This is a genomic window from Nocardioides sp., assembly GCF_964228225.1.
In the GTDB taxonomy this organism is placed as follows: domain Bacteria; phylum Actinomycetota; class Actinomycetes; order Propionibacteriales; family Nocardioidaceae; genus Nocardioides.
Genome location: NZ_CAXQZB010000005.1, coordinates 52,363 through 65,702, shown reverse-complemented (window position 1 = coordinate 65,702; position 13,340 = coordinate 52,363). Strand labels below are relative to the sequence as shown.

At 76.2% G+C, this 13,340-nt stretch carries 11 protein-coding genes; 2 read left to right on the top strand and 9 right to left on the bottom strand.

Going from position 1 to position 13,340, the window contains the following annotated elements:
* Positions 1-6: 6 nt before the first annotated feature.
* Genes ACERUJ_RS01560 through ACERUJ_RS01550 form a run of 3 tightly spaced genes read right to left on the bottom strand, consistent with a single transcriptional unit; the run spans position 7 to position 2,410 of the window.
* On the bottom strand, positions 7-654 hold the full coding sequence (locus tag ACERUJ_RS01560) for a response regulator (RefSeq protein WP_370246675.1): 648 nt from the start codon (positions 652-654) through the stop codon (positions 7-9).
* On the bottom strand, positions 651-1,973 hold the full coding sequence (locus ACERUJ_RS01555; RefSeq protein WP_370246674.1) for a sensor histidine kinase: 1,323 nt from the start codon (positions 1,971-1,973) through the stop codon (positions 651-653). Before ACERUJ_RS01555 ends, ACERUJ_RS01560 begins: the two co-directional genes overlap by 4 nt.
* Positions 1,974-2,008: 35 nt before the next feature.
* Positions 2,009-2,410, bottom strand: a complete 402-nt coding sequence (locus ACERUJ_RS01550) for a hypothetical protein (protein WP_370246673.1) — start codon at positions 2,408-2,410, stop codon at positions 2,009-2,011.
* Between the two features lie 176 nt (positions 2,411-2,586).
* On the opposite strand from ACERUJ_RS01550, the gene ACERUJ_RS01545 reads away from it, so the two are divergent.
* The gene (locus ACERUJ_RS01545; protein ID WP_370246672.1) at positions 2,587-3,789 is read left to right on the top strand and encodes a phospholipase D-like domain-containing protein; all 1,203 of its coding nucleotides are present in this window, start codon (positions 2,587-2,589) and stop codon (positions 3,787-3,789) included.
* On the opposite strand, the gene ACERUJ_RS01540 is transcribed toward ACERUJ_RS01545, so the two are convergent.
* The 6 genes from ACERUJ_RS01540 to ACERUJ_RS01515 form a co-directional block, all read right to left on the bottom strand.
* Complete coding sequence (locus ACERUJ_RS01540; protein ID WP_370246671.1) at positions 3,750-3,989, bottom strand: hypothetical protein; 240 nt, start codon at positions 3,987-3,989, stop codon at positions 3,750-3,752. The genes ACERUJ_RS01545 and ACERUJ_RS01540 overlap by 40 nt on opposite strands.
* Positions 3,990-4,096: 107 nt before the next feature.
* On the bottom strand, positions 4,097-4,543 hold the full coding sequence (locus ACERUJ_RS01535) for a hypothetical protein (protein ID WP_370246670.1): 447 nt from the start codon (positions 4,541-4,543) through the stop codon (positions 4,097-4,099).
* Between the two features lie 72 nt (positions 4,544-4,615).
* The gene (locus tag ACERUJ_RS01530; protein WP_370246669.1) at positions 4,616-6,598 is read right to left on the bottom strand and encodes a serine/threonine-protein kinase; all 1,983 of its coding nucleotides are present in this window, start codon (positions 6,596-6,598) and stop codon (positions 4,616-4,618) included.
* Entirely contained in the window at positions 6,595-7,929 is a 1,335-nt protein-coding gene (locus ACERUJ_RS01525) for an ABC transporter substrate-binding protein (RefSeq protein ID WP_370246668.1), read from the bottom strand. Before ACERUJ_RS01525 ends, ACERUJ_RS01530 begins: the two co-directional genes overlap by 4 nt.
* The gene (locus ACERUJ_RS01520) at positions 7,929-10,859 is read right to left on the bottom strand and encodes a hypothetical protein (protein WP_370246667.1); all 2,931 of its coding nucleotides are present in this window, start codon (positions 10,857-10,859) and stop codon (positions 7,929-7,931) included. The genes ACERUJ_RS01525 and ACERUJ_RS01520 overlap by 1 nt, the downstream gene beginning before the upstream one ends.
* A 171-nt stretch (positions 10,860-11,030) precedes the next feature.
* Positions 11,031-11,723 (bottom strand): hypothetical protein, encoded by a 693-nt coding sequence (locus ACERUJ_RS01515; protein WP_370246666.1) that lies wholly within the window; start codon positions 11,721-11,723, stop codon positions 11,031-11,033.
* A gap of 180 nt (positions 11,724-11,903) precedes the next feature.
* Between ACERUJ_RS01515 and ACERUJ_RS01510 the strand changes: the two genes are divergently transcribed.
* The gene (locus tag ACERUJ_RS01510; RefSeq protein WP_370246665.1) at positions 11,904-13,316 is read left to right on the top strand and encodes an amidohydrolase family protein; all 1,413 of its coding nucleotides are present in this window, start codon (positions 11,904-11,906) and stop codon (positions 13,314-13,316) included.
* Positions 13,317-13,340 lie beyond the last annotated feature (24 nt).

The following is a 13,340-nucleotide window of genomic DNA, read 5'->3' as shown; positions in this document are numbered from 1 at the left end:
GGCGGGTCAGTCTCCCAGCCCGTGACGCTCGGCCCAGACCGCGGCCTGGGTGCGGTCCTGCACCCCGATACCGGCGAACACCGAGGTGAGGTGGGCCTTCACGGTGCGCTCGGTGATGCCCAGCTCGCGGGCGATCTGCTTGTTCACCAGCCCGCGGCGCACGAGCACGAGCACCTCCCGTTCCCGCGGGCTGAGGGCGGCCGCGGGATCGGTCGCGGCGGGGCGGGCGGTGAGCAGCTGCCGGGCGGCGCGCGGGTGGATCGGCGACTCGCCGCGCCGCACCTGGCGCACGCCCTGCACGACCTCGTCGGGTTCGGCGTCCTTGAGCAGGTAGCCCACCGCACCGGCGTCGAGGGCGGCCACGATCCGGTCGGCGTCGGAGAAGGAGGTGAGGATCAGGACGTCGGTGCCGCCGCGGGCCACGATCGCGCGGGTGGCGGCGACGCCGTCCATGCCCGGCATCTGCAGGTCCATCAGCACGACGTCGGGCGCTAGGCGCTCCACGAGCGCGACCGCCACGGCGCCGTCGCCGGCGGTGCCGACCACCTCGAGGTCGGGGACGCCGGCGAGGTAGCCCGCCAGCGCACCGCGCAGGACGGCGTGGTCGTCGGCCAGCACCACCCGGATGGGGGTCGGGGACGTCTGCTCGCTCATGCGGGCACCTCCAGGGTGACGGTCGTGCCGGCGCCGGGCGTGGAGCGCACCCGCCGCCGCCCGCCGCCGTCGGTGGCGAGGCTGCGCAGTCCGCGCAACCCGAGTCGGTCGCCGCTCCCCGCGTCGGGAGCGGTGGCGGCGGGGTCGAAGCCGACACCGTCGTCGGTGACGTCGAGGCGCAGCACGCCGTCCTCGCGCCGCACGGTCACGGCGATGCCGGTGGCGCCGGCGTGGCGCAGCGCGTTGCGCACCGCCTCCTGCGCCACCCGCCACACCAGGGCCAGCGACGCCTCGGGCACCCCGGCGACGTCGTCCACGCTCGCGCGCGCGACGACGCCGGCCGCCTCCGCGGGGGCCAGCAGGTCCTGCAGGCGCGCGGCGAGCGTGCCGGCGGTGAGGTCGGGCGGGTGGATCTCCACCAGCAGCGAGCGCAGGGACCGCATGCTGGTGCGCAGCGACCCGGCGATGCCCAGCAGCGCCTCGCGCCGTTCGGGGGGCTCGTCGCGCGCCAGGGTGGAGGTGGCGAACGCCGACGCCGCGAGGTCCTGCACCACGCCGTCGTGCAGGTCGCGGGCGATCCGACGTCGCTCGGCCTCGGAGGCGGTGACGGCGTTGCGCAGCAGCCGCTCGCGCTCGGCGGCGGCGCGGGCCTCCCGGCGCCGCATCGCGGCCAGCATGACCGTGGCCACGGCGACGACCAGGCCGAGCGAGACCAGGGTGATCTGCCGGAACGGGGCCAGCACCTCGGCCTGCCGGGCGTCGATGCCGTCGGCCGCGAAGTAGGTCTCGAACAGCAGCGGCTCGCCCTCGGGGCTGCGGATGCGGGTGTAGACCTCGACGAGCCCCTCCCCTCGGGGCTCATAGCGGTTCTCCGGTCGCGTGAGGTCGCTGACCTCGGCCTCCGAGCCGCCCTCGCGCAGGATCTCCCGCTCCTCGGCACCGAGGTCGTACCGCTCGCCGATCTGGCGGGGATCGTCGGAGTAGACGATCGTGCCGTCCTCGCGCCACAGCTTGATCCGTCGCACGCCGTCGACCCGCAGCCGCTCGAGGGCGACCCGGTCGAAGCGGTCGACGGCGCTGATCGCGCCGTCCTGCAGTCCCCGCGGCACGGCCGGCTCGGCCACCGAGAGCGCGAGCACCTGCGTGGTGGCGCGGGCGTCGCTGAGCGCCTCCTCCCGGGCCGCGCGGGCGGCGAAGGACTGGCTGATCAGCAGGGTCGCGCCGACGGCGAGCACCGCGAGGACCAGGTAGACGGTGACGGGGCTGCGCCACCAGGCGCTGCGCCCCGTCCCCCGTCCGCCCGTCCTCCGTCCCCCCATGCCGGGAAGTATGACCGCCCGACGCCGTGCGGGACTCAGAGCGTCACGGAGGCGACGCACACCTCACCCGAGCGCGGGTTGACGGCGCGGAAGACGAACGAGTCGCTGCCGGGACCGTCGACGAGGCGGCGCTCGACGGAGAACGAGCCGCTGGGGCCCCGGGTCACCGACGTGCCGTTCGCCGAGGCGCCGCCGTCGTGGCGCAGGGTCCAGGTCCAGCGCTGGCCGGTGCGGTTGCTGTCGATCTCGGCCTCGACCTCCACGCGGCCGTCGTCGGGCTTGGCCTTGATCTTCCAGTCGGTGCTGCCGCTGCAGCTGCCGGTGCGCTGCACGCGGCCGTCGCTACCGCTGGCCTGGGCGGGGGCGGTGCCGAGCACGAGGCCGGCGGTGAGGCCGGCGGCGAGGGCGGCGGTCGGGACGAGCACGAGGCGGTTCATGGGGTTCTCCTTCGGGTCGGTGACGGCGGCGGGTCCCGGGCCGGGACCGTCGCGTCGATGGGCACCAGCCTGGTCGCGCCGCGGTGCGAGTCGCCATCGGACGGGGGTACTAGTACCTGCGGCCACGCCGGGGGCCGCGCGGGCGCTCGCGCACGAGCGGCGGTTACCGTCACCGCATGCCCATGTCCTCGGGGACCCCGACCACCCGACCCCGCCGACGGTCACGCGCCGTCCGGGCGGCGTCCCTGCTCCTCCTCGTTCCCCTGCTCGCCTCCCTGCTCGCCGGCTGCGACGACGACCCGCGGGCCTCCCAGGACCGTCCCGCGCCCGACCCGGCCTTCCGGATCGTGCCCGGGGTCACCCTCCAGCCCCCTGGACCCGGCACCGAGACCTGCCACGCCACGAACCTGCTGCTCGACGCGATCGACAACACCCCGGCCGGCGCCACCATCCGGCTCGTGCTGTTCGTGCTCACGCGCGAGGACGTCGCCGACGCCCTGGTCGCCGCCCATCGCCGCGGGGTGAGGGTGCAGGTGCTGATCGAGGACAAGTTCCACGACGACCGCGAGGCCGACGACATCCTCGAGGCCGAGATCGGCGACGACCTGTCCGCCGACTCCTTCCTGGCCAGGATCGACGCCACCGCCCGCGGCGCCGGGAAGCGCGGGTACACCCACCAGAAGACCTGGCTGTTCTCGCAGACCGGCGCCTCGCGCTGGGTGAGCATCGTGGGCTCGGCCAACGTCGACTACGCCTGCCAGGACGAGTACAACGACGTGTACGCGTTCGTCGGGCGCCGCGACGTCTTCGACACCGTCAGCACGATGTTCCGCCAGCAGGTCCGCGACCGGCCGGTGCCCGACCCGGCGCGCACCTTCGACCTCGGCGACGTCCGGCTGTTCTTCTCCCCCGGGTTCACCCTGGCCGACGAGCCGATCGGTCGCCTCCTCGACCGCCTGCCGGCCGCGCCCACCACCACCGTCGAGATCGCCCAGCTCTCGCTCTACGGCGAGCGCGCCGCGAGCATCGTGCCGCGACTCGCCCGGTTGGTCGCGGGTGGCGCGCAGGTGCGCGTGGTGGTGCGGAACGTCGCCGAGGTCGTCGTGGCACGACTGCGCGAGGCCGGCGTCGAGTTCGGCACCGGCGACTTCGGCGAGGAGTACGTGCACCACAAGCTGACGCTCGTCAGCTGGATCGACGCCGACGGCACGCGGCGGCGGATCATCTCCACCGGCTCGGACAACCTCTCCCTGCCCTCGCTGGACCGCGACGAGGTGATCGCCCAGATCGACGCCGACGCCGGTCCGGCCCGCCGCTCCTGGCGGGTCTACCAGCGCGGCTACGACGACCTGTTCGCCCGCGCGACACGGGCGGACTGACGCCGCCGGCCGGTCAGCACGCTGATCCCGAACCAGCCGGCCACGAGCACCAGCCCCCACACCCAGCCCTCGACGGCTCCGAGCACGAACGCGCCCGCCACGACGATCGGGGAGGCCGCGAGCATCGGACCCACCGACCGTGCCCACGCCAGGCTGGCGGCGGCGTCGATCTCGGTGGGCAGGCGGTCGGTGGGGTCCACCCGGCCAGGGTGCGCCCCGACGCACCACAGCGTCAGGAGCGGCCCGGCCACCGGCGGGTGAACACCCGGTGGCCCCGGGCCCGATCCGTCGTCGTGCCTGCCCGGCGTCAGACCTGGGAGGGGTCGGCCTCGTGCCCGGCGCGGCCCTCGGTGCGGCGCTCGCGCTTGAGGCCGGCCTCGAAGAGGTGCCGGTGGCCGTTCACGAGCCCCAGCGACTCCTCGTCGAAGCCGCGGAAGGTGGCGTAGTAGCCGTCGTCGTACTCCTCCACGATCTGGAAGGTCCAGCGGCCGGCGAGCACGTTGAGGCCGATGAGCTCGCGGTCGAGGCGGTCGGCGAGGTCGGCGTGCCCCGCCTCGCGCAGCTCCTCCACCGCCTCGCCGGCCAGCAGGTCGGCCCGTCCGGAGAGCCGGTGGAACTGGTAGAGGTGCCCGCGGGCGGCCTCCACCGTCTCGAAGGCCTCGGAGAGCTTGCCGACGGCGGCGACGGTCTGCTCGCTCAGGCCCTCGCGGGTCAGGACGTCGGGGTCGAGTCGGGGGTCGGGTGAGGAGGTCATCCCTCCACCCTGTCCCCGCCGCCCGACGCCGAACCCACCCGGACAGGGGAGGGTGCCCCGGGCCCGTGCGGGTCAGCGCAGCACGTCGAGGGTGCCGGTGCCCGCGAGCCCCTCGCGGCCCAGGCTCACCGTCACCTCGCAGGACCCGGTCGACTCCGCGGCCACCCGCGTGCGCACCACCCGCGCGCTCGAGCAGCCCCCGGTGTTGAGCACCACGGCGTCGCGGCCACGGCTGACGTCGTCGATGACGGGCCGCTGCTCCACCGGCGAGCTGGTGTAGAGCACCACGGCGTCGGCGCAGCCCCGGCCCCAGTCGGGATGCAGCACCACCTCGGCGGTGTCGCCGGTGCGCACGGGGTCGGGGCTGAACTCCACGCACAGGCCCTGCAGGCGTTGGGCGGCGAAGTCGGTGTCGGCGTCAGCCAGCCCGTCGAGGGCCTCGGTGGTCTCGGCGCGCACGTCGGACACCCAGTCCGCCAGCCGGGTGGCGGCTTGGGCGGCGTCCCAGTCGGGGGTGAACCGCACCGACACCTCGGTGCGGTCCTCGGGGTCGAGGTCGAGGTCCACGACGCCGGCGCAGCGCGCGGTCGTGCGGGTCTCCCCGGGCACCTGCAGGGCGACGTCGTCGCTGCGGAACCACGAGGTGCACGAGGCCTGCGTGGGCAGCGGCAGCGCGAGCAGCACCCGGCCGGCCAACGGCTCCCGGCCGGCGCTGAGGGTGGCGGTGTAGGTGACCTCGCCGTCGTCGAGGCGGGCGGCGTGTCCGATCACCAGGCCCGTGGCGAGGCGGGGGTCATCGTCGGGTCCGACCGAGGCGGTGTCGGCCCCGGCACCGTCGCGGCCGAGCGCGCCACCGACGAGCACCGCCGCCACGACGACGCCCGCCACCGCGGCCGCGGCCGCCGCCAGCACGCCCGCGCGGGAACGTCGCACCGGCGCCGGGGGCGCCGACATCGGGGGCGGCGGCCCCCACGCACCGCTCGGCATCCCGCTGGGCACGCCGCCGCTCGGCACACCCCCGCTCGGCACACCGCCGGTCGACACCCCGGCACCGCGCACGACCGTCCGGCCGCCGCCCGGGGGGCCGACGGGCGGGGGCCCGGGCCAGGAGCCGGGCCAGGAGCCGCCCGGCGGCATCGAGTCAGGGGAGGGGGCCCACGACACCGGCTCCGGCTGGCGCGGCACCGCCGGGTCCTCCCCGATCCCGGCTCGCAGGTCGCGCAGCATCCCGGCCGCGGCCGCGGCCGAGCCGCGCTGGGCCGGGTCCTTGGCCAGCATCCGCGCCACCTGCGCCCACAGCGCCGGGGCCACGGGCAGCGGCGGCGGCGCGGAGGTGATGTGACGGAAGCCCACGGTGTGGGCGGTGCCCTGGCCGGCGAACGGGGTGCGTCCGCCCAGCAGCTCGTAGAGCATGATCCCGCAGGCGTAGACGTCGGAGGCCGGGCCGAACCGGCCCTCCGCGAACAGCTCCGGCGGCATGTAGCCCGGGGTGCCGAGCAGCCCGGTGGCCTGCACCGAGGAGTCCTGGGCCAGCCGGGCGATGCCGAAGTCGGTGAGGCGCACCCGCTGCGCCAGCGACCCGCCCTCGGGGGCCAGCAGCACGTTGTCGGGCTTCACGTCGCGGTGCAGGCAGCCGCCCGCGTGGGCGGCCGCGAGGGCGTCGAGCACGGCACACACGACGTCGACGGCCTCGGCCGGACGCATCGTGCCGGCCGTGCGGAGGTGACGACGCAGGTCGCCGCCCTCCACCAGGTCCATCACGATGGCGAGGCGCTCGCCCTCCACGACCAGGTCGTGCACGCGCACGATCGCGGGGTGGCTCAGGCTCAGCAGGATCGCGCGCTCCTGCACGAACCGGCCGACGAGGTCGGGGTCGTGGGTCAGCTCGGGGCGCAGCAGCTTGGCCGCGACGAACCCGCCGCCGAGGCGGTCCTGGGTGCGCCAGACGGTGCCCATCGCCCCCGAGCCCAGCTGCTCGACCAGCCGGTACCGGCTGCCGAGGGCGTGCGAGGGCGCGGGGTCGTCCTCGTGCGCGTCGCGATCCCCCACGCTCACCCCCGGGAGTCGGGCTGGGGGATCCAGTAGAGGAGCACCGGTGCCGCACCGCCGTCGGCGCTCACGGGGACCGGGCGCACCCCGGGCGACTGCACCGTGGGGCTGAGCATCCGCACCGCGTCGTCGGGCAGCGCCCGGGCGTCGCCGAAGTCGAGGGCGGGGCCGGCGAGGCCGTTGCCGGCGTCGAGGGTGGCGCCCTTCAGCGCGGCGCCGACGTCGGCGGGATCGGCGCTGCCGGCCCGCTCGGCGGCGGTGACCAGCGCGACGACGGCGTCGTGGCTCGCGATGTCGGCGCCGTAGCCGAAGGAGGCGAAGTCGCCCAGCACGTCGTCGGCGACACCTCCGGACGCCGCCAGGCGCTGCCCCGCGAAGAAGGCGGCCGCGGCGTCGCCCGCGGCGCCGGCGGTGAGCGTGGTGGCGTCGGTGGCGTCGACCCCCACCGCGGACAGCGGGCCCGCGGCGGTGCCGCGGCCGTCGGGACCGATCAGGGCCTCGGCGAACGCCGGGGTGGTGGCGGCCGGACCGAGCAGGACCGGCAGCGAGGACAGCTCGCCCTGCACCGCGGCGACGACGTCGGCGAGCGTGGGCGCGCCGCCGGTGGCGATCACACCGTCGATGCGGCCGGCCTCGGCGAGCCGCGCCAGGCGTCGGACCGCCGCGTCCGGGTCGCGCTCGCCGGCGCCCACGGGCAGGCTCACCGCGGCGTCGGGGATCTCGGGCTCCTCGCCCTCCCAGAGCACCGCGGGTCGTCGCACGCCCTGGTCGGCGGCGGCCGTGGCGAGCGCGGCGGCGACCTGGTCGCGGGAGGGCCCGGTCTCCCAGACGCCCTCGGGCAGGGTGGGAGCCGGCGTGCCGCCGTAGGGCAGCACGACCGGGAGGCCGGCCCCGGTGGTCGCGGCCCGGGCGTCGGCGAGGTGGGCGCCGCCGGAGGCGACGACGATCCCCGCGACGTCGGCGTCGGCGAAGTCGCGCACTGCGCGCACGGCATCCGAGGAGCGACCGCGATCGTCGCGCACGACGAGGTCGACGGTCCGTCCGCCGAGGCCGTAGCGGAACGCGGCCACCCAGGCGCCGCCCGCCGCGGCGCTGCCGCGCGTGGCGTAGTCGGCGCCCTCGCCGGAGGCCGAGGTGAGCGAGACCAGCACGCCCAGCCGGACGGGCTCCTCCTCGCCGAGACCGCCCGCCGAGCCGTCGGCGCCCTCGGCGCTGCCCGTCAGGGGCACCGGCGACGGCGGCCGGGGCGTGCCGACCTGCTCGTCGTCGTCACTGCAGGCGGCGAGTCCGCCGCAGACCAGCAGCAGAGCCGCCGTGGCCGCGATCCGACGGCGCATCAGCGGTCGCCGTCCGGGCCGAGGGAGAAGGTGTAGACCACGCGCGTGGTGCTGCCGGCCGGTGCGGTGATGCCGAACAGGCCCAGTTCGTCGACCAGCTCGCGGGAGAGTCGGTCGGCCTCCCGCTGCTGGGCCAGGCCGAGCAGGCTCTGCTCCCGCACCGAGCCGAAGCGACCCGCCCGTGCGCCCGCGTCGGCGAGGTCGGCGGCCGCGACGCCGGTGGAGTCGACCTGGTCGGCGACGGTGTCGAGCAGCCCGGTGCCACCGCCCTGCGGGTCGCCGATGGCACGCAGCACGCCGCTGAGGCTGGTCACCAGCCGCGCCTGGGTGTCGGCGATGTCGCCGGTGGAGGCCGAGATGCGGGTGTCGATGAGCGAGATCGAGGAGGCCACGGCGTCGTCGATCCCGGCGGTCGCGCCCTGGCGCACCGAGGTGCCGTCGGCCTCGGTGACGACCCGGGGGCACTGGCGCTGCACGGCGCCGGCGCCGGTGGTGTCGGCGGGATCGCCGAGCGCGTCGCGCTGCCGCTCGATCTGGGCGCCGAGCCGGCACACGAGGACCTCGCGCCGGGTGCGCTCCAGGGAGCCGAACAGGTCGGCGAACACCGCGCGGGTGCGGCCGTCGAGCTCGGTGTCGAGGGCGCCGAGCGCGTCGCGGGGCTGGTCGAGCTGGGCGGTGGCGGCGCGCAGCTCGGTGGTGGAGGCCGTCAGGCCGTCCTCCAGCGTGGCGTCGATCAGCTGCTGGCGGCACAGCAGCAGCCGGGCGTCGCGCTCGAGGACGTCGATCGCGGCGGTGCCGGAGCCGCCTCCGGACAGCACGCACTCGCCGTCCACCACCGTGGCGGTGAGCGGGGTGCCCGTCGGGTCGTCCACCACGGCGACGGCGTCGACGGCGTCGCGCAGGGTGTCGAGCTCGTCACCGAGCCCGCTCAGGGCCGTGTCGAGCCTGCCCTTGGTGGAGTCGAGCCGGGTGCGCACCCCGCTGGCCACCGTGAACGCGCCCTGCAGGGCCTTGCGGATGATCCGCAGCGGGTCGGGCGCGGGCTGCGGGTCGTCGATGCGGTCGGCGATGCCGGTGAGGAGCTCGGAGGCGGCCGTGATGCCGGCGCTCACCGGGGCGGGTCCGCCGCTCACCGCGGTGCCGGCGCAGTCCTCGCCGATCAGCCGGGCGACGACGGCGTCGCGGTCGGTGGCCGCGCTGGCGACGGCGGGGTCGAGCGGCAGCGCGCACAGCGCCTCGGCCGCGGCCGCGAGGTCGGCCTGCACGCTGCCGGGCCCCACCAGGGCCTGCGCGCCGGCCACGGCGTCGGCGCGCACGCCGGCCAGGCCGGAGTCGAGGTCGCTGCCCGACCCGGTGAGGTCGAGCAGGCTCTGCAGGTCGCCGAGGAGGTCGCCGAGCTCACCGACGGCGTCGTCGAGGTCGGCCTTGGAGGTGCGGGGCAGGCGGCGGGTGAGGACGTCGGTGGCGCGGGCGATCTCGTCACCGCGGGCCACCAGCTGGTCCAGGCTCGACTCCAGCCCACCCGCCAGGCGGGTGCGCACGGCGTCGGCGAGCGGGGTGCTGAGGCCCTGCACGTCGTCGAGGGTGCGGCCGAGCAGGTCCTGGGCGTCGCCGATGCGCTCCTGGGCGCGGGTCAGGCCGGTGCTGATGACCTCCTGGATGCGGTCGCGGCAGGCGCCTGCGCCGTCGCGCACGGCCTGAAGACCGTCGGCGATGGCCAGCATCTGGGCGTAGATCGGGGCGCGCGGGTCGATGGTCGGCACCGCGACCTCGCACCCGTCGTCGGCCCGCGGCGCGCGGCGGTCGATCCGCTCGGCGCTGCGGCGGGCGCGCCACTGGGCGAGCAGGGTGTCGGGGTCGCCGAGGAAGGCCAGCACCCGGTCGAGGGAGTCGTCGACCTGGCCCGTGACGGCGGTGCCGGTGGCGTCGAGCTCGGAGGTCGCGCCGTCGCGGACGTCGCTCAGGTCGGTGATGAGGCCGCCGAGCTCGGTGCGCAGCAGGTCCTGGCCCGAGACCAGGGAGTCGATGGTGCGGGTGCCGAGGTCGTCGCCGGCCGTGGCGAGCGCGCGCTGCACGTCGGTGAGGTTGGTGGCGGCCTCGGCGAGGGTCGCGTCGATCTGACCGACCAGCGCCAGGGTGTCGGTGTCGAGCTGGGCGACGCTGCCCGGGCCGTCGCCGAAGACGGTGTCGAGCAGGCCGAGCACGGAGGGGTCGGTGACCAGGCCGGGCTGCACGCTGAGGTCGATCGTGGGCGGCTCGAAGTCCTCGGCCTGCACCGCCAGCCGGAACGTGGCGGTGCCGGCGAGCCGCGGCGGCGCCAGGAAGGTGGACCACTGCACCCGGGTGTCCTCGCCGGCGCGGCTGACGACGCCGTTGGTGACGGCGGCGTCGGCGTCACCCTCGGCGCCCCCGGGGGCCGTCGTGACCACGCGCGCGAGGTCGTCGCCGTCGAGGGTCACCCCGCCGACGACGGTGAGGGGAGCCCCCACGAGCGCGGGCGCCTCCACCTGGCGGGCGGCGGTCTCGGCCCGCACCCACCGGGTGGTCGCGGTGGTGTTCTGCACCGTGACGTCGATGACCACCAGGCCGTCCTCGCCCTCGAGGTCGGCGAGGTCGGTGCCGACCCGGCCGTCCTCGGTGCGGTAGGAGGTGAGCACCCGCACCGGCAGCCGGTCGGCGTACTCGGAGGGGTCGAAGGCGACCTCGTCGGAGTCGGGGTCGTCGGTGCTGTCGGCCGCAGCGCGCAGCACCACGCTGCTGATCCCGGTCACCGCGCCCGCGGTGTCGAGGCGCACGTCGACGTTCTGCAGCACGCGTTCGGCCGCGGCCTGGGCCGGCGGGCCCGGCAGCGAGGTCAGGCCGAGGGCGGCCACGACCATCAGGACGGGGCGGACGCGGGGACGGCGGGGCCGCGCCACGTGGGCACTCACGATGTCGATCCTCCGAGATGCGATGACGCCGCCGGCCGGAGCCGACGACCCGAGACGGTCAAGCACCACGATCAACGATCGTGCGCCGGTGGGGTTACCCCCGCCGGACCATGGTCACACCTCGCCGCGCCGACGTCACCCCGACGGCGTCGCCGGGGCCGGCCCGTCGGCTCACCAGGTGAGGCGCCACCCCGCCACGTCGATGACGAACAGCGCCAGCACGAGCGCGCCGAGGTAGAAGGTCGAGACCGCGAGGGCGGCGGCGGCCCGGGGCGCCCAGGCACGCTCGCGAACGGCGGCGAAGGCCACCGCGGTGGCCCAGCCGAGCGCGGCCTCGGCCGGCACGACGTAGACGGCGACGCCGGCCAGGCGGGTCGTGTCGCCGGTCGGCTCCCAGAGGTCGAGCACCGGGGCGAGCACCTCGGCGCCGGCGAAGATCAGGGCGGCGAACAGCGCCGCGCGGGCGGGGCGGCCACCGGCGAGGGCGACGGCGGCGAACAGCGGCGCCACCCACATCGCGGCCATGGCCAGCGGGATGACGTCGTCGACGCGCGGCCCGCCGGTGTCGGGGAAGGCGAGGCTGCCCACGAGGTCGGCCAGCACCCAGTCGGGCAGCACCTGGAAGACCGAGACCAGGGCGAGGAACCCGGCCAGCGACGCCAGGTCGGGACGGCCGACGCGCCGGCACACCACGACCAACGCCACGACGTAGGCGACCACGGTGAGGAACACGCCCCACCCCTGCGCGGGGGCGTCGAGCGCGAGCGCCACGCCACCGCCCACGAACAGCCCGGCGTGCACCGCGGCGATCGGGCCCAGGCCGTGGCGGGAGTCGAGGTCGGGGGCGGCGGTGGTCGTCGTCACACGCCGCAACCTAGTGCCCCGGCAAGGTCGGCGACCTCACCGTTCGGCGTGCGCCGCCGATCCGATCGTTTCACCGGCGTAACGGCTCGTAACGGTCGTTCGCAGGCCCTCCCGCCCGCCCCGCGGCGTGGATACGTTGCCAGCGCCGGCCGATCCCCGGGCCGGCGGAGGAGGCTGTCCATGGGCGCGCTGCTGCTCACCGGCGCACGACTGATCACGGTCGACGCCGCCACCCTCGACGCCTCGGGCGGCACCGACCTGGGCTACGTCGAACGCGGCTGGCTGCTGGCCCGCGACGGCGTGATCGCCGGCCTCGGTGCGGGCGACGCGCCCCCGGACGTCACCGCCGGCCTCACCGGCCCCGAGGACGTCGTGCGCGACGTGGCCGGGGCGTTCGTGGCACCGGGGTTCCTGTCCACCCACAGCCACCTGTTCACCTCCGCCAGCCGCGGCCTGGGGGTGGGCGAGACGCTCTACGGCTGGTGCGACTCGATGCTCGGGCTGATCCGCCACGCCACCGCCGAGACGGTGTACTGGACGACCCTGCACGGGTCGCTGGACTTCCTCGCCAACGGCGTCACCACGGCCTACGACTTCACCGACCCACGCATCCCCTGGGAGCCGATGGTCGACGGCGTGCGGCGCACCACCGGCGCGCTGCGCGACGTCGACTACCAGCTGCGCCAGCTCGGGGCCAAGGCCGACGCCGGGCTGCGGTTCGTGAACTCCACCCCGCTCGACGACGCCGTCGGCGACACCGAGGAGGTGCTGGCCCGGTTCGGCGAGGTGGTGGCCCACACCGCCACGCTCGATCCGCGGCTGGCCCTGCGCACCGCGGTGTCGGGCAGCGTGCAGTGGTCCAACCGGCCCGACGCCGCCGAGATCGAGGTCGAGGCGATGCGGCGCTACGGCGCGATCAACCAGGCCCACTTCCTCGAGACCCGCGAGGCGGTGGAGGTGCAGCAGGCCAAGTTCGCGCTCTACCGCGACGCGGGCGCGCTGGGGCCCGGGATGATCTTCGGCCACTTCATCCAGACCACCCCGGCGATCATCGAGGCCGCCGCGGCCTCCGGGAGCGGCATGTCCTGGCAACCGGCCTCCAACGGCCGGCTGGCCTCGGGGGTGGCCGAGGTCCCGGCGATGCTCGCCGCCGGGATGACGGTGGGGATGGGGCTGGACGACCAGGCCTGCACCGACCTCGCCGACCCCTGGGCCAACATGCGCCTGGGCATGTTCCTCGTGCGCGCGCAGACCGGCCGGCCGCTCGACATGATGCCGGAGACGGTGCTGGCGCTGCACACGCTCGGCGGCGCCCGGCTGCTCGGCGTCGACGACCGCGTGGGCAGCCTGGAGGTGGGCAAGTACGCCGACCTGCTCGTGGTCGACCCCACCGAGCCCGACGTCGGCCCGCTGTGGCACCCGGTGCGCTCCTACGTCCTGGCCTGCGGGCTGCGCAACCTCACCGAGGTCTACGTCGGCGGCACGCCGGTGGCCCGCGACGGCCGCTCGCTGCACCCGCTGGCCGGCGAGGCGCGTGCCAAGGTGCGCGAGCACCTCGAGCCGCTCGCCCGCGCCCACGGCTGGCCGCGCTGATCCACCGTCCCGACCGGGTCACGG